Source organism: Amphritea sp. GJ51-11 (assembly GCF_055808735.1).
Genome location: NZ_CM147881.1, coordinates 2,084,175 through 2,104,209 on the forward strand (window position 1 = coordinate 2,084,175; position 20,035 = coordinate 2,104,209).

The 20,035-nt window shown below is 46.6% G+C and carries 14 protein-coding genes and 4 tRNA genes; 6 read left to right on the forward strand and 12 right to left on the reverse strand.

The features are described from left to right. Nucleotides 1–31 precede the first annotated feature (31 nt). The 5 genes from AC0L4K_RS09110 to AC0L4K_RS09130 all read left to right on the forward strand — a co-directional run bounded on the left by AC0L4K_RS09110 (nt 32) and on the right by AC0L4K_RS09130 (nt 7,704). Nucleotides 32–751: a DUF3465 domain-containing protein gene (locus AC0L4K_RS09110; RefSeq protein ID WP_417223245.1), complete on the forward strand. Its 720-nt coding sequence runs from the start codon at nt 32–34 to the stop codon at nt 749–751. Between the two features lie 57 nt (nt 752–808). Continuing rightward, entirely contained in the window at nt 809–1,780 is a 972-nt protein-coding gene (locus AC0L4K_RS09115) for an ADP-ribosylglycohydrolase family protein (protein ID WP_417223242.1), read from the forward strand. Between the two features lie 200 nt (nt 1,781–1,980). Beyond that, on the forward strand, nt 1,981–3,450 hold the full coding sequence (locus AC0L4K_RS09120) for a YcjX family GTP-binding protein (RefSeq protein ID WP_473269023.1): 1,470 nt from the start codon (nt 1,981–1,983) through the stop codon (nt 3,448–3,450). Further along, on the forward strand, nt 3,447–4,541 hold the full coding sequence (locus AC0L4K_RS09125; RefSeq protein ID WP_473269025.1) for a TIGR01620 family protein: 1,095 nt from the start codon (nt 3,447–3,449) through the stop codon (nt 4,539–4,541). Before AC0L4K_RS09120 ends, AC0L4K_RS09125 begins: the two co-directional genes overlap by 4 nt. An 829-nt stretch (nt 4,542–5,370) precedes the next feature. Further along, nucleotides 5,371–7,704, forward strand: a complete 2,334-nt coding sequence (locus AC0L4K_RS09130) for a diguanylate cyclase (RefSeq protein WP_417223237.1) — start codon at nt 5,371–5,373, stop codon at nt 7,702–7,704. A gap of 113 nt (nt 7,705–7,817) precedes the next feature. On the opposite strand, the gene AC0L4K_RS09135 is transcribed toward AC0L4K_RS09130, so the two are convergent. From AC0L4K_RS09135 to AC0L4K_RS09165, 7 genes are all read right to left on the reverse strand, one after another. Continuing rightward, a complete protein-coding gene (locus AC0L4K_RS09135; RefSeq protein WP_473269026.1) occupies nt 7,818–9,749 on the reverse strand; it encodes a sensor histidine kinase in 1,932 nt (643 codons plus the stop codon). Further along, on the reverse strand, nt 9,746–11,962 hold the full coding sequence (locus AC0L4K_RS09140; RefSeq protein ID WP_473269027.1) for a GGDEF/EAL domain-containing response regulator: 2,217 nt from the start codon (nt 11,960–11,962) through the stop codon (nt 9,746–9,748). The genes AC0L4K_RS09135 and AC0L4K_RS09140 overlap by 4 nt, the downstream gene beginning before the upstream one ends. Nucleotides 11,963–12,304: 342 nt before the next feature. Beyond that, nucleotides 12,305–13,531: a tyrosine-type recombinase/integrase gene (locus AC0L4K_RS09145; protein WP_473269028.1), complete on the reverse strand. Its 1,227-nt coding sequence runs from the start codon at nt 13,529–13,531 to the stop codon at nt 12,305–12,307. Nucleotides 13,532–14,871: 1,340 nt separating this feature from the next. After that, on the reverse strand, nt 14,872–15,150 hold the full coding sequence (locus tag AC0L4K_RS09150) for a hypothetical protein (RefSeq protein WP_417223226.1): 279 nt from the start codon (nt 15,148–15,150) through the stop codon (nt 14,872–14,874). 82 nt (nt 15,151–15,232) lie between these two features. Then, nucleotides 15,233–15,898 (reverse strand): response regulator, encoded by a 666-nt coding sequence (locus tag AC0L4K_RS09155; protein WP_417223223.1) that lies wholly within the window; start codon nt 15,896–15,898, stop codon nt 15,233–15,235. 73 nt (nt 15,899–15,971) lie between these two features. Further along, nucleotides 15,972–16,424: a response regulator gene (locus tag AC0L4K_RS09160; RefSeq protein WP_417223221.1), complete on the reverse strand. Its 453-nt coding sequence runs from the start codon at nt 16,422–16,424 to the stop codon at nt 15,972–15,974. Nucleotides 16,425–16,444: 20 nt separating this feature from the next. Then, nucleotides 16,445–17,323 (reverse strand): DNA-binding protein, encoded by an 879-nt coding sequence (locus AC0L4K_RS09165; protein ID WP_473269030.1) that lies wholly within the window; start codon nt 17,321–17,323, stop codon nt 16,445–16,447. Between the two features lie 237 nt (nt 17,324–17,560). On the opposite strand from AC0L4K_RS09165, the gene gap reads away from it, so the two are divergent. Next, a complete protein-coding gene (gap, locus tag AC0L4K_RS09170) occupies nt 17,561–18,568 on the forward strand; it encodes a type I glyceraldehyde-3-phosphate dehydrogenase (protein WP_473269031.1) in 1,008 nt (335 codons plus the stop codon). 318 nt (nt 18,569–18,886) lie between these two features. Here gap and AC0L4K_RS09175 read toward each other — a convergent pair. From AC0L4K_RS09175 to pgsA, 5 genes are all read right to left on the reverse strand, one after another. Continuing rightward, nucleotides 18,887–18,962 (reverse strand) — tRNA-Gly (locus AC0L4K_RS09175). Between the two features lie 48 nt (nt 18,963–19,010). Then, a tRNA-Leu gene (locus tag AC0L4K_RS09180) sits at nt 19,011–19,097 on the reverse strand. A 12-nt stretch (nt 19,098–19,109) separates the two neighbouring features. Then, nucleotides 19,110–19,183, reverse strand: a tRNA-Cys gene (locus AC0L4K_RS09185). A gap of 47 nt (nt 19,184–19,230) precedes the next feature. Continuing rightward, nucleotides 19,231–19,306 (reverse strand) — tRNA-Gly (locus AC0L4K_RS09190). A gap of 110 nt (nt 19,307–19,416) precedes the next feature. Beyond that, nucleotides 19,417–19,965 carry a CDP-diacylglycerol--glycerol-3-phosphate 3-phosphatidyltransferase gene (gene pgsA / locus AC0L4K_RS09195; protein WP_417223214.1) on the reverse strand — a complete coding sequence of 183 codons (549 nt, stop codon included), beginning with the start codon at nt 19,963–19,965 and terminating at the stop codon, nt 19,417–19,419. Between the last annotated feature and the right edge of the window lie 70 nt (nt 19,966–20,035).

Here is a 20,035-nt window from a genome sequence, read left to right on the forward strand (position 1 = left end):
ATTAAGCCATACAACCGAGGGAATGCCCCTTATGCAGCACCAGACAGGGACGTTAGTGGTCTGGAAAGATGACCGAGGTTATGGCTTTATTAAGCGTCAAGATGGGCCTGATCTGTTTGTTCACATCCGCGATTTTGGTCATATTCCTCGCTCACCTCATGTTGGCGATAGGGTTCACTTTCAACCGATGCGAGATAACCAAGGGCGGTTTCGTGCCGCCGATGTCCGTATTGAAGGGCTTACCCAACAACCACACAAGCTGAGCAAAAAGCCTCGACGCCGTCAGGGCCCACATAAATCAATCAACATTGTTACCCCGCTCAAACTTATCGCGGTGATTATTGTCGCGCTACTGCTCGTACTTATTTACCGATCTATGCCGGATGACACGGCACCTGCCACTAGTCAACTTAGCGATAACGACAGCCTTATTCTGCAGGCTTATCGCAACCAGCAAAGCAACCTCCAGGTGCACGGCAGCGGCATTGTCAGCCAAGTACTACCGGACGATCGCCAAGGCAGTCAGCACCAGCGGTTTATTCTCAGATTGCCATCAGGCATTACCGTGCTGGTGGCGCATAATATTGATTTAGCGCCGCGAATAAACGGACTGCAAAAGGGTGACCAGGTTAGCTTTTACGGTGAATATGAGTGGAACAATCGGGGCGGTGTGGTTCACTGGACCCATCATGACCCCGGCGGTCGGCATGCTCATGGCTGGTTAGAACACCAAGGCAAGCGATACCGCTAGGAAATAAAGGTAAGATAAGAGGCATGATCAAAACGATCACCATACAAGGAGATATCTATGCCCACTTTAGATAAGTTAAGAGGCATGTTGGTCGGATTAGCGGTCGGTGATGCCTTAGGGGCCGCGGTCGAATTTATGCCACGCGGGTCGTTCAAACCAGTGGACGACTATCGCGCGGGAGGGCCACACAATCTTGACGCGGGCTACTGGACCGATGATACCTCGATGGCGCTGTGTTCTGGGGCGAGCTTAATCCAATGTAATACCCATGACCCTGATGACCAGATGCGTCGCTATCAACGTTGGTATCGTGAGGGGTATATGTCGAGCACTGGCCATTGTTTTGATATCGGCCATCAAACACGTAAAGCCATTCAGCGGTACGAGCAAAGTGGTATTGCCTTACACAGCGGTGTACACCCGGATGATACCGACAGTGCCGGCAATGGCGCACTAATGCGTTTGGCTCCAGTGGCAATGAAATACCATGCGAGTCTAGACCAAGCAATTGATGCTGCCGCCGACAATGCTGCACTAACCCATACCGAACCCCGCTGTATCGATGCTAATCGAGTGTTTACCTTTCTGTTGCTGCGTGCCCTTAAAAGTACCGATAAAGCTCAGGTGCTGTCTCCCGAAGCTGTCACGGAATACTTTGCCGATACCCTTGATGTTGAAGTGAATCATGTTGCCCAAGGTTCCTATAACCAGCTGACCGAGTCGCAAGTAGAATCGAGTGGCTATGTGGTGACATCGCTAGAAGCTGCGTTATGGGCCTTTTACCATGCTTCAAGTTTTGAGGAAGGGGCCAAATTGGCGGTTAATCTGGGTGATGATGCCGATACCATTGGCGCCATTTATGGGCAAATTGCTGGCGCATTTTGGGGTTATAGCGCCATTCCAGCGCGCTGGATCAATGAGCTGCATGATCTATCCCGACTTGTTACGGTCGCCGATCTACTGATCACGGGTATTACGGATCAGCACTTGGAAACCTTAATCGCGCATACGCCGATCGCTAAAACGTAGTAGCGTGATGGTGCCTCACTAAATGGGTACCGATGGAACTGTGTGATAAATAATCTGTCTATCACGCAGAGTTTGATTAATAAGCAAAGTCGATAAGCCTGTTAGCCTAGCGCATTGAGATCGCCGAGCCGCCTGCATACCCTAGCGGGCTGCGTAGGATAGATTCACGCTGTTGCTAAACGCTTAACATTAAGGATCGAATGAAAGAATCGGAAGGATTGGTATCCAGCGTTTTCACGAACCCCATTAAAGCCGTGTTAGACCTCGCAGATGAGGGGATGAACGGTGCGTCGGCTCAGTTTGACAAACTGCGTGATCAACGTTTTTGTATCGGCATTACTGGCTTGAGCCAGAGTGGTAAATCTACCTTTATTACCAGCCTGATCAATCAGCTATTGCAACATGATACCGCCAGCTTACCTGGTTTTTCACCGGTGCTAACCGATCGTTTATTGGGCGTGAAAATCCACCCCTTAGATGCCCCTGAGTTGCCACAGTTTCCTTATGATGACGCCTATCGTGGCTTAGCTTCGCCGCAACCGCATTGGCCGCCTTCGACTGAAGACGCTAGCGGCTGCTTGCTAGAACTCAGGTTGGAAAACACAGGGGCTAAATTCAACCCATTTAGCCGTAAACAGTTTTCTCTCTATCTCGAAATCAGGGACTACCCCGGCGAATGGTTACTGGATTTGCCGCTACGGGATATGAGTTATTCCCGTTGGTGCGCTCAGTGCAATGCGCAATACACCCAAGCCCCTCGAGCCGAACTGTTAGGCGAGTTGTTAACGGAGCTGCAGCACCTCGATCCATTGGCCGAAGCCGATGAAGCAATCCTTAAAGCACTCAATCAGCGCTACGTCGCGTTTTTAAACGCCTGTAAATACAACAGCAAAAGCCTCAGTCTTATTCAGCCAGGCCGTTTTCTGATTCCCGGACGAATAGATGATCCAGAGATACTGACCTTTTTGCCATTGTTAAAATGTGGTGGGTATACCGAAGGGCAGCTCAATGCCGCAGCAAAGAATAGCTACTACAAAGTCTGTCAGCGCCGTTATAAACGTTATATCAAAGAGCTAGTGGAACCCTTTTATAAAGCGTTTTTCAGTCGTATTGATCGGCAGTTGGTATTGGTTGATGTGGTCAATGCCTTAAATGCCGGGCCTGATTATATCGATGATATGCGCCAAGCCTTGGCCAATATCACAGATAGCTTTGCCTACGGTAGTCGCAACCGGTTGTTACAGTTGTTTAGCCCAAAAATCGATAAAGTGGTGTTTGCCGCAACCAAAATCGATCAGGTGTTATCGGAAGATCATGAAGCCGTGCGCCAATTATTATCGGTCATTGTTAAACAAGCCTATCGCAACGCGCAACATGAAGGCATACAGCCGATCTGTGAAGCCACAGCGGCGGTTCGTTCGAGCAAAGAGGTGAAACATGAAAATCAATTGGGGATTAGCGGTTTTGGTGCCGATGGAAACCCCATCGGCTATATCCATCCTAAAATTCCCAATCGCATTCCCGAAGGGGACGAGTGGGCGGCCTTTCTGGCATGGAAGATTCCACCACTGAACCCACCTAAGGGTATCTCCTATCAAAACGATGATGCCATTCCACATATCCGCCTCGACAGCATACTCAACGCACTGATCGGAGATAAATGTGTATGAGCCATAACCCGCATGACGATGTTACACCCCGCACCTCAGGGCATACCTTTCAAGTAGACAGTGATCCAAGTGTTGATCACGCAGAGACCGATAGGGAACAGCCGCGCCAGGCAAAAACGTTTATGCCTGATGAGGAAGAACGCTTATCCGCTGCACCGGAAACTATTACCGCCGGGGAGCGCTTGCCTCGCATCTCTGAATATTCAGGTATTGAGTTACAGGCATTACCACTTAAGGGGCTAAAAAACTTTTTTAAAGTCACCGGGATCCTGCTACTAATACTGCTTGGCTGGGATATATATGATGTCTTCCGAAGCGCCTTAGCGCTTCACTGGCTTGCGGCAAGCGCCTTTGTACTGCTGGTGGCACTCGTCGGCGGGCAGGGGTTACGCTTATTATGGCGCTATACTCGCGATCGCGACACTCTCGAAAGCCTCAATGATATTCAACAGGATGCCCAGCGCTTAACAAGTGCGAATGATTTTGGTGACGCGGGACCTTTTATTCAACGCTTACAGGACTTCTATGCCGACAAGCCCCAAGCGATTTTTTATCAACGCTGCATCGATCAGCTACCGGATTATAGTAATGATCGTGAAATCATCGAACATATCGAGCGTGTCTTTGTCCAGCCGCTAGATAGTGAAGCGTTGCGCCGAGTGTCGTCTTTTAGTCTGCAAACCGGGGCCGCCGTAGCGGTAAGCCCTTGGGCATCCCTCGATATGTTGCTATCCCTATGGCGCAGTCTGAAAATGATCGATGAAGTCGCTCAGGTCTACGGTATTCGCCCCTCATTAACAAACCGCTATAAACTGTTAAAACAGGTCACTCATCAGCTTATCTTTGTCGGTGCGACGGATATTATGATTGATCAACTGATGAGCGAGTTCGGCGCTGCCTCCCTAACCACGATGACTAGTACCCGAATAGGCCAGGGCGTTGGTGCGGGTATCTACACGGCGCGCATTGGTATTGCTGCCATGGCCGTCAGCCGTCCCATCGAATTTAACAGTCAGAATAAACCTAAGTTGAAATCGGTAATTTCACCGATGCTCAGCCATATCAAAAATCTTTTTAAGCCGACTAAATAGCCTGCGGGGGCTGGTATCGATTACCTAGCCCCGCTTGGTCTTAATAGCGGATAAAGAGAGCGGGTGAAGCCTATTATGGAAAATAGCAGCACGTCAAAATGACAAGATAAATACGGTTTGGGTAGATAAGACGAATAGAGAAGATCAATAAAAGGGAAGGCTTTGGTTGAAATATAACGAGGAAAGCGCCAGCTAGTAGGCGAATGATACTGAGTGTGACAGCGTTAACGAGATTTACAGGCAAAAAAATAAGGAAGTGATAGTGTCCCTACCTAGCTTCCTTTATTCAGCAATCCATTTCCGTGTAGCCAATGCGTCCTGCAATCCCCCGGGCTACTCTGCTGAGTTCTGCAATCAATTCCCTGATTGCCCTGAACATGTGCGCCATATTAGATTCAAACGGGGTTCATGTATCTAGGACAAATTCCTATTTTATCAATTCTGACGTTATATTTTAGTCATCATCAAGGACAAACAATGCCAATACTGACAGTGGGAATGATCCAAAATCCACAAAATAGGATATATATTGGGACAATATAATCGCTGAGATCGGCACCATAGCGAAGCAAAAATATGTGTTTACATAAATACTTATTCATTTAATAACAATAGGTTGGCATTGTATTCTCGATATGCTTCAGAACATGCTATGAATGTAGCAAAGCACATTCGATAAAAATACGAAAACGGACAGGCTTTCGCAGTTGACCTGTCTTACCTAGGTGCATAAGCTTGAGATAGGCTAATTAAGATGGTTATAAACCATTTACCGTTGACTTGAGCATTAACGATTATTTGCTAGGACGGCTGTTAAGAGATGTCATGAATGAATAAAATCTCAGTTGCCAATTTGGATGATGTTTATCGTATCGAAGCGCTAATCGATCTCCCCAGCTTTGCCGAAATCCTGGAAGGCTACTACCAAGCAACAGGCATTCCCAACAGTTTAATGGGGCCAACCGGTGAGGTGTTAACAAAAGCCGGTTGGACCGATGCCTGTAGCAATTTTCACCGCACGCATGAAGCCAGCAGCCGCTGTTGTAACGACAGTGATAGCGGACTGCTTAAGCAAGCCGAACAGCAACTCAGCTATTCGCTCTGCAAAAATGGCCTGTATGACTATGCCATGCCCATCATTATTGAAGACCGAAAAATAGCCACCCTCTATATGGGACAGTTGTTACATTCAGCCCCTGATCGACACCAATTCGAACAGCAGGCTGAAGCTTATGGCTTCGATAAAGAGGCTTATCTCACCGCCATTCAGCAAATTCCAGTGATACCCAGAGAGCGGGTTGAAAAACAGCTAAGACATATGGCCCAAGTAACCACCGTGCTAGCGAACAGCGCCCTCAGCAGTATGAGAGAGCAGCGTCTTCAGAAGGCTCTGAAACAGAGTAAAAAACAACGTATTGAAATCACCGACTTGCTGGACAACTCCCCAACGGGTATCAGTTGGTGTGATGCACAGGGGACGATCGAATATGTGAATCACACCTTCGTGCGTATGTTTGGCTATACCCTTGAGGATCTACCCAACACCAAAGCGTGGCATGAAAAAGCCTATCCGGATCTAAAGTACCGCGAAGAGTATGAATTAAATTGGAAGCAATGGTTTCAAGCGCAGACACAAACAGACACAAGAACACACAGCGACACCAGTCTTTATACCGTAGAAAGTGCGGTTCATTGCAAAGACGGCAGCATCAAACGTATTTCGGCGCAGGTATCGCTAGTCAACAACAAGCACCTTTACAACTGTACCGATATCACCGAAAAGTGGCGTAGTGAACAGCGTAATATCACCCAAAATAAAATGTTACGCCGGGTGACCCAGGGTGAAGAGCTTAATGACATCATGTATCAGCTGATCACTGATATTGAATCGGATGCACCCGACAATCTTTGTAGTATCTTGCTATTAGATGCAGAAGGAAAACACCTACTGAGCTGTGCTGCGCCAAGTTTACCGGCCTTCTATAGTGATGCGATTAATGGCATCGAAATAGGCGAGGGTGTCGGCTCATGCGGTACCGCCACCTTTTTAGGCCTACGCGTTATCGTCGAAGATATCAGCACCCACCGATACTGGACACCTTATCGTGAGTTGGCCAGCAGTGCCGGTCTGGGTTCCTGTTGGTCTGAGCCGATTATCTCCTCTAAAGGGAAAGTGCTAGGTAGTTTTGCAATCTACCATGCAACACCGAGTACACCCGATGACGATGATATTGAACGCATCTCCTTTGCCGCCAACCTAGCAGCGCTGGCGATTGAAAACCTTCATAACCATGAAGAGTTGAGCCGACGCGAACTCGCATATCGCAGTTTGGCGGAAAACGCCCCTGATGCTATCGCTCGCTATGATCAGCATGCCAAGCTGATCTATACCAACCCCAATTTCGATGCCTTATTCACCTTTACCTATATACCTACGGCGGATAACAGCTTTCTGGAAAGTTACCACTCGGTCATCCGCCGCGTGATTGGTAACGGTGTACCTCAACAAGTGGAGATCAAGATTCCTACTGGTTCGAGCCAGCGTTATCTCATGTTCAGCATCGTGGCTGAAGAACATGAAACCGGTACTGGGGCACTCGCCATTGGCCGCGATGTCACCTTGCATCACGAGATGGAACAAAAGCTTGAAAAGCAGGCCCGCTCAGACTTCTTAACCCAACTGATTAATCGGCGCTATTTCTTTGAACTGGCGAACCGTGAACTGACCATTGCCAGTCGCTACCATAATCAGTTGTCGCTCATTATGTTCGACTTAGATCATTTCAAGCAGGTCAACGATACCTACGGACATGCCATTGGTGATCTGGTGCTACAAAGAGTTGCCGCTATCAGTCAAAGCACCCTTCGCGAGGCCGACATTCTCGCGCGTTTGGGCGGTGAAGAGTTTGTCGTATTACTCATACAAAGCAGTACTGAAGCAGCGGCACAGACCGCCGAACGACTACGGCAGGGGATAGAATCGCTTTCTATCGCGTTAGACAGTGAAATAACTATCTCTGTGACCGCGTCTTTTGGTGTTACAACGGTTAATTTCGAGTCGGACCACAACGTTAGCCATACCATCAATCACATCATCTCAGAGGCGGATAGCGCAATGTATAGCGCTAAACAGAAAGGACGTAACCGCATTGAATTTGCCTGAAACATAATCCTGAAATTAAACATATTGAAACGCGGTGTTCACGATGATTATTGGTCTATCGGTTTATTTAATCCGCTAAATCATGTTCTATGGACTCGGTGTGAGCGCACATGCTAAATACATTGGGGTCTTGCTTCTATTTGTTGTGGCAGTTCAATGACGAAGCGGGTGCCACCGGCATCGGGGTATTCAATACTAATTCGGCCATGCATTAAATCCGTCACCCATTGATGCACTAGATGTAATCCTAGCCCAGTATGGCCCAAGCCACGACCACTGGTAACAAAGGGATCAAACAAGCTATCTCTTAGCTCTAAAGCGACACCACTGCCATTGTCTGTCACTGTGATAACCACCCAATCATGTTTGAGTTTGGCATCTAAGATGATTTCGCCGCCTTGCATAGCCGCCGTACCATAGGTGAGGGCATTAATGATAAGGTTTTGTAAAATCTGAGAAACGATGCCGGGATAGCCAATCAGGGTGAACTCGGTTTCGATATGGTTGGTTATTCGGGTGGGGGATTTTTTAATTTTAGGACTAAGGGTGCAAAGCAGGTCGTTGACCACCTGAGTCAGACTGAACGCAAGCACCTCTTCATTGGCTCGATCCAATGCCAGCCGTTTAAAACTCTTAACTAAACCCGCGGCCCTTTTTAGGTTGGTATCAACCAGCTTTAGTCCTTCATCGGTATTCATTAAATAGTTGTCGAGCGCTTGGCGACTAAGCCCCTCATTGATGGATTGTTTCAACGAACGGTGCAAGCTTTGTAAACTTGAATTAGCAATAACAGCCCCTCCAATCGGCGTATTTAGCTCATGGGCAACACCTGCTACCATCATTCCCAATGACGATAATTTACGAGTTTCAACCAGTTCGTTTTGTAATAGCTGTTGCCTCGATAATGAACTATCTAGCTCATCATTAAGTAGTTTAAGCTCATGCTTCTCATGCTCCAGTGTTTGGGTTAAATCATGCAAACTATTTTGCATACTGAAATCACGACACAATATGCGTCCACCCACCAAGAGAATAAATAGTTCGAGCAATAGGGTAGGCTGAAGCGCTGCCCATTGAATATCTTTGACCATCTCGCCTGGAGTACAAACCACCATATAAACGTTTTCAGCTACCTCGGGCGCATCTTTGCTGGAAAGAGTGATTCGCCGGGAACTATATAGCTCACCGTTGTAAGGTTGAAGGATGGTACTTTTCTCACGGCTAATACGTGACCAGAGCTGTGGGTCGGTTAGCTTGAGGCTATGCTTGGGTTGGCCTAGCAGCGCACCCCATTCAAGATCCGTATTGGGGTGTTCTAACCAGTTACCCCAAGCATCCACCAACATAATCTCAGCATGTTCGGTGCTCAACGCTCTAATTTGCGCAATCAGCGTTGTGAGATCGTAATTAATCATCAGTACGCCAGGCTGTAACCCATCTGCGTCAGTGGTTTGAAATCCAATGCGCACCACCGGTTGAAAAGGTTTGACGATTTGGCCGTTTTCGATATTTAAATCAATTGGTGAGATATAGATGTTTGGCGGAAGCACCTGCATGGCACTTTGAAAATAATACCGATTACTTTTGTCCTGCAAGGCACTCGCCGTGACGATTTCGGTTTTGCCCTTATTGATATTGACTCTGACACGCTCATAACCCCGGCTATCAAGCCAGCGCACCTGCAAAAGGTGATCAACCGCTCGGCCAAACTGATTAAACACCGTTGCAATACGGTTGATGTCAGGGGAGGGTTGCGACAAGCTGTCCAAGATATCGCTATCGGTTGAAAGCAACCGCAGAATATTGCGTATATCACCTAGCTCTCGGTTAATATCAATGACCGCAAGGGTGATCTGTTCTTCATGCTGCTCTCGTAGCGCCGTGGTGCGCTCCTCTTTGATAGTGTTGTACAGCATCACGCCACTGAGTAGTGCAAATAAAACTAATGCAGCGGCAAAAGTCAGACGCTTACGGTTAAACCGTTGTTGCCATTCCTGGGCATCACTCGCTTGAGCGGTGTCAATCCTTGAGACCGATGTATTCATAGATTCTGCTGTGCCCTCAGCCACTCAAGCGCTTCATCGACAGGCATCGGATGGGCAAATAGATACCCTTGGGCAATATGGCACCCTCGACTCAACAAGTGTTGCCGCTGAATTTCCGTTTCAACGCCCTCTGCCACAATGGTAAAACCAAATTGCTCACCGAGTTGAACCACCATTTCAACCACATGATCGCCAGCACTATCCTCACCCAGATGGTCGATAAAGCTTTTATCGATTTTTAAGGTGGTTGCCGCCAAGTTAGCCACATGAGCGAGGGATGAATAGCCGGTACCAAAATCATCGATACTCACTCCAAGCCCACGATCAGAAAACCGTTTGAGAATTGGATTAATAAACTCATAATTGAGCATCGCACTTGATTCAGTTACCTCGATATCGAGTAATCGACCATCAAGACCACTGGCGACAATCATATCTAACAAGGTATCGACATAATCTTTCTGGTTTAAGTCGGCACAACTGGCATTGAACGATATGGGTAGGTTAAAACCGGCCTGCTGTATCAGGGTGGCCGCAGCTATGGTTTGCTTAGCCGCCTCAAGATCAAGGTGACTAATGAGACCTGCTGTTTCAGCGAGAGGAATAAAACGATCCGGTGGAATAATCTGTCCATCGGATTTACGCCAGCGAAGTAAGGCTTCAAAACCGGCTACTTTGCCACTACCCATATGAACTTTGGGCTGCAGCATAATGAAAAATTCATGATGATCGATAGCATTATGCAGATCCATTAGCAGGTGGTGACTAGCCAAGATTGAGCCTAATATTTCCGGCTCATAGTTAATCACCCGTAGCCCCTTAAGGTGAGCCATATTCACGGTCGATTCAGAAAGTTGTAGGATCTGTTCGGCCTTAAGTTCCGTCAGCAGGCTGAGATCGACCCGCGCAGCAGTTAAGGTTAAGCGATGAATGGTATGATTGAGGGTCAATCGTTGATCGATAATGTTGAGCAGATGCTCTTCACTCAGGGTTTTATCTTTACCCAGCAGCATAGCAAAAGTGCAGTCACCCGTACGGGCGATAACATTATTAGGAAAAAGGGTGTAGATATTACTGAGTAGGGCGGCCAAGATATCTTCACAGTAACGCTCGCCAAAAGTCACCATCATGCCGGTAAAGTCATTAATGACAACGACCATAAGTTCACTTTGCTGCTTTTCCTCAAGGGTCATGGCTGATAACTCACGCAACAGCCAGTTACGATTATAGGATTTCAACACCTGATCACGATAAGCAAGATCAGTTAAGCGGTTAACCAAAGCCACCGCCGTAAAGCCACTGTTGATATTTTCACTGAAAACTTGCAGCAGATTGATATGGCTATCGGTGAGTTTGTTACTGGTGCGCACCAATAACATATAATGGGTGGTGTCGACTTTCGGTGTATCGAAATGCAACACGGTATAGTTTTCATTGAACAGGTGGCGGCGTTCGGCAGAAGCCATAACAAATGCCGGGTGATATTCTTCGAGTTGCAGTTCTGCAAGGCGTTTATATTTTTGACCAGAGTCACTAAAGCTGCCACTGACAGCGAGTATTCGGGCATCAGGGGAGAACTGACCTCCCTGATAGGAGAAGCAAACAATGCCGCCTTGCTGAATCCCAATGATACGCCCGATTTCATTAAGAACCGTTTCAGTAAAGCTGGTTAGGTTTTGCTTGTTGCTGATACTACGGGCTGCATCAACCACCATCTGTAGGCCATGCTTGGCCTCAATCAGCTCTGAAAGATAACGCCAAGTACGGATATGACTGCTAACCACAGTATGCAGGGTATCCTGCACTAGATCAGATTTATTCCAGTATTCGTCAATATCATATTGGGCCATAACCTCATTACGGGGCGCCATCCCTGGTTGCCCCGTGACGAGTATAATGCGCACCGTTGAATTACCCAGAACATCTCGAATAGTCCCAGCCAACCTTAAGCCAGCATCATCTTCTTCCATAACCACATCAAGCAGAATGACGCAGATATCGCTGTTATGGGAAATAACCTCAGCCGCTTCACTAATAGAGTTAGCGGTTAACACCTCGACCGGACGACCGTAAACAGTTAAATCTTTTAAGCTATAGATTAGAGACGCTTGGTAGGTAACATCATCCTCGACACTAAGCACTTTCCAAGGTGAGGCGGCCACTTCACTGAAGCTTGAGTCTTCCGAGAAGTGGAATAATTCTAACTCTGACATAAAGAATCCTTTGCTCTAGTCATACCCTAACAATAGTAGATGAATATCATTATTTCGCAATCGAAACTTAATCGAGGAACAGTATTATTAGTGATTGTTTTTGTTGAAAAAAAACGCGATAAACGCAGGAAAAACGGGAATAAAAAGATGCCGTTTTATAGATAACATTGCGCTAGAGCACCAATAGCGCTAACCGGAAAGGCTTATTTAGGGATTAATACTTTGGGCTAGAAAATAACAGCAACAACGTCCAAAAAACAGACAAGTAACCGTAGAAAAAGCAATAATTAACATAAATAAATCAATGTAGTTGTATGATTATAAAGATTAATAATCCATTACTTAAACACCTTGATCTTTGGCGCTCGAAGCCCGTTCCATATTGTCAGAATCAACATAAAGCTCATCGGTGGTTCTGATACTGCCGTGGCCTAGATCAGCTTGAACATGTGCAAGGTTACGACCGGCTGCCACTTCCATTGAAGCACCGGTGTGTCTTAACCAATGGGTGGTAGCAGCACGAAGTTCTGAAGCCTCGACATCAAAGCCATCCTGAATAAGGGCATGACAACCTTCTTGCAGCGCCCATTCAACGATGTTACGCAACTGACGACTACCAATGCCTCGATTTTTAACACGAGACTCAATCACCGGCTCTGAGGAGTCTTTTGAGGGAAGGGGGCTCAGACCTCGATAAAGACGGTAGCGCTGTAGGAATTGAATGTATTCGTTAGAAATCGACACATCCCGTTCTTTAGAGCCTTTACCATAGGTGCGAAACCACCAGTTGCCCTCGTGATCCCGATGAAAGTGGGACATCACCGGCAACCAGTTAGGTCGTTCAGAAAGCTCAGAAATACGTAACTTAAGGGATTTAAGCGTGGCCACCACAAACAGTGTTCTTTCATGTTCGGCATCACCATCAGCCATCGCCTTAGCGGCACTGAGCAGATATTCCCACTGCAATTCGGATAAGCGACGAGCGGTGTTGATACCGGTTTCTTGACGTAGATAGGGGCAGTTTTTCTTCACAATCGGAATATGGTTGCCTGGAGCATAATCTTCAGCCATTAGATAGTTAAACAGCACACTGATATTAGAGAACAAACCTTGCCAGGATTTTGTGTTGAGTCTGCCCATGCCTGCACCAACAAGACGAAAGGGTCGCCAGTTAGGGTTCGGCTGACGCCGTCCATGGCTATCAATAAAGCGTTTTTCAATATGTTGTGATTGCCATAAAGGGTCAGGCTTGGCAACGAAGTCCATGTATTCTTCCAAATCACGACGCCGCAATGTGGCAATGGATCGCTTTTTGATTAACCAAGCCCAAAGGAGAAGCCGCTCAGCATCGCCTCTGAACTTATCATAGGTATCTCGACTTTTCTTACTATAGCTACAGAGAAAGTCTTTGGTATAGCGGTAATCATCTATTGCATCATCAACACCAACGTTTAATACAAAGTCCTCAACCGCAGGTGACTGATCGGGAAATGTCGCGTTGCGAGGAATCTGATTAAAGTGTTTAGCAGAATCAAACAAGGGTATGCCGGGAAAGTTTTTGTTCGACACGGGCTTGAGCCTCAATGAGCAATGTAGGATGGACGCTATTATAGCGATTAGACGATCTCACTTCCAGTAGTGTCTACTACTGGAAGTGAGACACAATGTCTTATAACTGCGTTTACGACTAGCATGATTACCTTATGCTGAGGTTTCGCTCTGGAATACTCAAACCAACCATGACTACCAGATCCTCAATCTTAATCGACTGTGCGACTGATTAGCATGGCATTAACTTAACCATTTCACTTTTGCTATTCTTGCCGTCATCACACAAAGATCATCAAGCAAAGCGCTAATTCAACTCCAAAGTAGCAGTCATTGAGTTTCGCTGTCGGCTATCTGATGACTGAAAATATTTCTTCCCAGGACTATTCGATCGTTAACATGTTGAGATCTAACAATGGGGTGACTGTCTCAGGTTGCTAAACAGTAACGCTCACCTGAAAACTGTTTGGTCCTCGTGACTCATAAGTTTAAGAGAAGAGTTAAGCCGCTGGGTAACGAGCAGGTCTACGTTTACAGAATGCCGCTCAAGGCGATTAGCGACTTTAGCGTCGAGTAGGTCATCGTAACGATTAACAAGTAACAAACCGCTCTTGGCATAGTCAGGCAACACTCAGGCTCATTCATGACAAAACACAGCAAGCTGACAGTTGTCCGCTGACGGAATAGCAGCATTAAAAAATGATGTGCGCTGTGTGCCTGAAACCAGGCTTATTACCCACGAAAAAAGATTTAGCGGGCTTCTCCGCACGACTGATTTTCGCACCAATGCAAAACAACAACATCCTCTACATACGCTCAAATAATTCAAACAGAATTAACAGGATATAGAACAATCTACTCGGTAGGTGACAAGAATAAATCTACTACCCATAACTTAGATTACGTTAAATAGAGTAGAGGTGGAGCAAGACGGCATAACCTGCTCAGGTAGTTCGATTAATAATTATTCTATTTAACATAATATACATTATACGAAGTTATATAATTATAGAAATCACCGCTATTTGGATGTTTTAGAGACTGCTATTACTCACTTCAATTTGGCATTACTAAAGGAATTAACGCTAAGAATCAGCGTGCACTATGTGAAAATTTCGACGCTTTTGGCAGCCATCATCGCCAAAGCTTATGTTGCACATGCATGCTCTGAATTACTTTTAAACTTCATGAAATTCAAACGCTAGTGGATATAAAGCTAGACTCTCAATAGCAGCCTACTCTAAGCACTTAGCTAGGTTTAAGGGTGTATATTTGGAAAGGATTGAGGTGGTAGGAATTAGCAGTTTGGAACTGTCTAAGCACTCTATCGGAGAGCGCTTTCAAGGAGGCTAACTTGGCGCTTATGAGATTAAAACGGGCTGCTCTGGACACTCATAATTACACACTAAATATGGCGATACAGCGACCAGTTCTTGGGTTTCATAGGACTGTACAATCAACTCCTGAGCACCACAGGTTTTGTCCATTTTAGCAAGTACTTGGTATGGCGCCCCCCGACATAACAAGCGTCGATTAGCGTTATAAAAATCGGCATCAAGATAGATTTCATCACCGACGTTTATTTCACGCCAAAGGAAATCAGCTTCGAGGATAAGCTCAGATTGATCCTGACTATACATAAATTGGGCCTCAGATAAACATGTAGGAACAACCCAGCAGCAGCAACTACTAATAAGCTATTCGCAGCCCGAAACAGATTTTTCAGGCTTCTACAATATTATGTCGAATTGCCAGATGTACAAGTTCAGAATTGTTATTGATACTCAGTTTGCGCAGAATATTAGCACGATGAGCGTGAACGGTTTTAGGGCTGAGAAACATCTCTTCGGCAATATGTGCCGCAGACTGTCCTTGCGCTAAGCAAGAGAACACCTGGAATTCACGTTTAGTGAGTTTGACAAAGGGTGAACCGGAATCGTTACCACCGGGAACAATCATATCCCGGATACTTTCCGCGTAGTACGTGCGCCCTTCTGAAATCATATGCACGGCCTTTAATAACTCGTCAGGCGCGCAGCGCTTGGTTAGATAACCAGAGGCTCCAGCCTGCACTACATGGGCTGGAAATGGCTGGTTTTCCATAACGGTCAACACCAGTACGCGGGCGTCAGGATCCTTGGCGCGGATAACACGAATTGCTTCGAGGCCGCCATAGACCTGGATACCACCACTATCAGCAGGATCCGTTGGCATGGATAGGTCCATAATCACCACATCCGGGCGCTTTGAAAAATACTTCTCTACGGCCTCTTGGCCACTGCTGGCCTCAGCAATGATATCAATCTGGCTATCATTATCTAATAAGCGCTGAAACCCCGCCCTAACAACAGGATGATCATCGACTAATAATACTTTGATCGCACTCATGTCTAACTCAGATCCATTTGATTATCATATTCAGTGATTATACCAATCAATCATCAAGAATATAGCGATCAGATCAATTGTTATCGCTTTCGATCATGCTATCCGCGCCCCGATAGACACCGTGAGTCTCAATGTCCAACGCTACCGCTGGTGAAACATCATCTGAGCGCACCACCACCGGCATCGCAACCAGTTCGTCACTGTAGCCTACTAGCTGAATACCCTCTTTCTTACAGTGCATCAACACCTTCTCAAGCGCTCTGATGACCGCCGCCTGGCGTGTGCTTAGGTGTCGATCGCTGGGCTTATCGTCAGCGGGCCGCTTACTCGTTACCTGACGTATCGCATAGCCTTGCTCATCGACCAGCTGTAACGTAATGCCTGCAAGTTTTTCTTTAACCAAAACGATCTTGCCAAGATTAAACACCGCTTCATCCGTACAACAAACAGACCCGTCAGGATCGCAACTTTTAATCCCCTCAAGAATCTCTCCGTACGCAGAGCCTTTATCCAGATATGTATCCATAATCCCTATAATTCAATAAATTATGACTTTAACTTAAAGTTTTCTAATAAAGAATGAAGCCGTTCAACTTCACTCTCTTTTTCTTTTAACCTGGCTTCTAGCAGGGGTTCAGCTGACCCTGAGGAGAGTCGCTGCTCTAGCTCTTGATAGCGCAGATCCTGCTGACTAATGACTTGCTCAAGCTGATGCTTCTCTTTGATGCTGCTGCGTTCGACAGCAAATAGCGAGTCTCTGAGCTGACGGTTTTCATCTTGCAAGGTCAGCAACTGTTTTTCTAGCCGAGCAGACTCTCCTTCAAGGTACTGAGTTTTATGCCGATACTCCAGTAATTCCTGCTGCTGATTACCGCCACCACTACGCTCTAGCTGCTCAAGCGTTATCTCATACTCTTTGACCTGACGATTAAAATCGCGGTTTTGCGCCTCAAGCCGCATCTCACGCTCATCCTGTGCGAGCTGCTTTTTTTGTAGCTCAGCAATATACGCAAGGTTGCGCTGATTTTCAGCCATTAGTTTGTCGGATAAGTCCTGAAGACGACGTAGATCATAACGGCCCGCCGATTGCTGCCCTTTTAGCTCCGCTTCAAGCGCTTCATAATGCTGTTGCAGTTGCTCCCGTTCGCCAGATAATTGGTGTTCGGCATAGGCCAGCGCCTGCTGCCAGAGTGTATTAGCACTTACAAAAACCGGCTCAGGAATATCGGGGCGGGCATTTTGCTCCAGCAGTCGCTTCCCCAGCCCTTGCCACCAATCGTTCAGTGCTTTATTAATGGTCGTTAGACTGCCGGAACCCAACTCATTACGCACCATCTGCTGGGTCGGCTTGCGCCCTTCAGCGAGAAGCTTATCAGCAATCTCAAATACTTTTTCATAGGTTTTTGGCAGTGTTGTTGGCGTCATTAGCGGATCACATTGATATTAAAAATACACAATACATATTAGGTATTGATATTAACCCACTAAGTCTTTTGCAGCCAGTACTATCCTTTGGTTACTACCGCTATACGCCTAATCGCCTTGCGTTAACCGAGACTTCTTAGTCAAACAATCGTTTTGACTTTAATTAGCCGCCAACATTGCATTATACGATTATCGTTTTATGCTGAAATTATACTTATGCAACATCAGGAGCACGCCATGCCGATTAGAGTCGCAATTAATGGTTATGGTCGCATCGGGCGCAATATTCTGCGCGCCCTTTACGAATCAGGCAAGAGTGAACAAATTAAGATTATTGCCATTAATGATCTTGGCGATAGCAAGGTCAACGCCCATCTCACTGAGTTTGACAGTGTGCATGGACATTTTAACTTCCCAGTGAGCGCCGAAGGAAACACCATGACCGTCGCCGGCGATATCATTCAAATCGTGAACCAAGCCGACCCTCATGCCCTACCATGGGCTGAGCTGGATATTGATATTGTTTATGAATGTACAGGGCATTTCACCAGCCGCGACGCCGCCGCTGTCCATCTAGACCAAGGCGCCAAGCGTGTGCTCGTTTCAGCGCCCGCCAAGAATGCCGACGCAACCATTGTTTACGGTGTCAACCACGACACCCTAACATCAGAGCATCGAGTCATTTCCAACGCATCCTGCACCACTAACTGTCTAGCGCCTGTCGCCAAAATTTTAAACGACAATATCGGCATTACCGAAGGAATCATGACGACCATTCACGCCTATACAAACGACCAGCACCTGCTGGATGTTTACAGTAATGATATCTATCGCGCGCGTGCCGCCGGCCTATCAATGATCCCGACTCGTACCGGCGCCGCCGAGGCCGTTGGCATTGTAATGCCTGAGCTTAAAGGCAAACTGACAGGACTTGCCGTGCGAGTACCAACAGCCAACGTATCACTCGTCGACCTGTGCTTTAAACCTAGTCGTAAAACCTCAGTCGAGGAGATCAATCAATTGATGCGACAAGCATCACTAGGCAGCTTAAAAAATATACTCGAGTATAATGAGCTTCCATTAGTATCGGTGGATTTTAACCACCATCCAGCATCATCTATTCTCGATAGTAATCAGACCCATGTGATGGACGGACTCGTTAAAGTATTTGCTTGGTATGACAATGAGTGGGGCTTCTCCAACAGAATGCTCGATACCACGCTCGAAATCTTTCGCGATCAATAACACAACACCCCCTCGCGCGATCGCTTAGGCGATCGCCACCGCTCTCTTTAACAACGAATACCTGAACCCCAGCCTAAAGCTAGATTCTCTATAAAATCGAAGCATTGATGCGCTTTAACCGATAAACCCGGCAAGGCCCAGAGTATAGTTATTTTTGCAATCAAGCCTGTAGGACGAACCTGTTGAGCAGTGACTAGCAAGGAGAGATGACAAGAAAGGACTGAAACACAGAACTAATTTCTAAACTATTAAAGTCAGAAATATATATTCATAAATGAGGTATATCGAAGAGGTATAGAAAAGAATAACAAGTGAAGCTGGAGCGGAATATCGGGCTCGAACCGACGACCTGAACCTTGGCAAGGTTCCGCTCTACCAACTGAGCTAATTCCGCATCACTTGCTTAATCACCACTTACTGTCGATTAGTATCGAGTAACAAATGGTGCCCGGAGCCGGACTTGAACCGGCACGACCTTTCAGTCGGGAGATTTTAAGTCTCCTATGTCTACCGATTCCATCATCCGGGCAAACATAAAACATGGAGGCGCGGGTCGGAATCGAACCGGCGTTCACGGAGTTGCAGTCCGCTGCATGACCACTCTGCCACCGCGCCTAATTGGTAAACTAATTTACCATCCAACCCTGCTATATCGCAAGAATTGGAGCGGAATATCGGGCTCGAACCGACGACCTGAACCTTGGCAAGGTTCCGCTCTACCAACTGAGCTAATTCCGCGTCTTCCTAAGAAGTGGTGCGTATTATAGACAGCTCTCCTTTTATGTCAACAACTTTTCAGTGTAAAAAAGTGCAATCAGATTAATAAGTTAGATCTGTATAACGATTGATCAAATATCTTCGGTCAGGTCTGGCCATGCCGCCTTTAGATAGATGTACATCGACCAAAGGGTCAACACCGATGCCAAATAGAGCGCACCAATACCGACCCACGCCAATGTTGTATAGGGCTCAAAGCCCAGCATAATCATGATAGACAGCATTTGTAGTGCGGTCTTTAACTTGCCGACATAAGAAACCGCAATGTTCGCACGCTTGCCTAATTCCGCCATCCACTCTCGCAACGCCGAAATTACAATCTCTCGGCTAATAATCACAATCGCCGGGGCGGTAATCCAAAAAACGGAATAGGTATCCACCAATAACACCAACGCAGTCGCCACCATGAGCTTATCCGCGACCGGGTCGAGAAATGCACCAAAGGGCGATGTCTGGTTTAGTTTACGAGCCAAATAGCCATCAAACCAATCCGTTACTGCGGCGAAGGCAAATACGAACGCCGCGGCCATCGGGCCCCAAGCGTAGGGTAAGTAATAGACTAAAACAAATACAGGAATCAGAATGATGCGCAGCAATGTCAGGATATTGGGTATTTTCATTGATGTTCAAATTTTCCTGTTCAATGGAACTTGAGTGAGTAGAACGACCATAACCACGGTATTCATTGTG